The sequence below is a fragment of the Microbacterium sp. ZW T6_19 genome (genome assembly GCF_044987465.1).
GTDB classification, from domain to species: Bacteria; Actinomycetota; Actinomycetes; order Actinomycetales; family Microbacteriaceae; genus Microbacterium; species Microbacterium natoriense_A.
On sequence record NZ_JBJDRH010000025.1, the window covers coordinates 1 to 562 of the forward strand.

General features: G+C 61.9%; 2 protein-coding genes. Both read right to left on the reverse strand.

What is annotated here, in order from left to right; genetic code table 11:
* On the reverse strand, positions 1-154 hold a 154-nt coding region (locus ACI3KT_RS18505; RefSeq protein WP_404905875.1), incomplete at its 3' end, for a pilus assembly protein TadG-related protein.
* A partial coding sequence (locus tag ACI3KT_RS18510; RefSeq protein WP_404905874.1) for a TadE/TadG family type IV pilus assembly protein occupies positions 151-562 on the reverse strand: 412 nt, incomplete at its 5' end. The genes ACI3KT_RS18505 and ACI3KT_RS18510, both read right to left, overlap by 4 nt.

Below are 562 nucleotides of genomic sequence, written 5' to 3' on the forward strand. Positions count from 1 at the left end.
GATCCACCCCATTCTGAATGGCCCGCCGTTCGTGGTAAATCCCCGCCGCATCCACCGCAATGGCGGCGACCACGCTGGCCACGACAAAGCCCGCCGCGAACATCACGACCATATTGCCGCGCTGGTCAGCGCAGAACCGTCGCCAAAGTTTCATATACCGCCCCGGCGAATCGTCGAGCTATAGGCGATCACCTGGCTGGGCAGGGGCAGCGGCACATAAAGATTCCAGATCGGCAGGTCCGAAGCGTCGTAGCGCAGGGTGACGCGGTATTGATTGGGATCGGTCGTGCTGTCGCCGATCGTATAGGTCAGCCGTGAGCGCTCGATCAGCATGTAGCTGGCGGCATTGTCGTCGAGAAATTCCCCGACCAGGCGGTTGCGTTCGGTCTGATTGAGCCCGGCAATCGCCGTCCGCGCCGCATCGGCGGACAATTGCTGCAAGGAATGAGCAGCACCGAAATAAATGCCATAGGCCAGCATGCCGGTCAGCAGCAGCAGGAAAACCGGCGTCAGAATGGCGAACTCCACAGCGGAGGTCGCCCGGTCGTCGCGAGCCCACGAG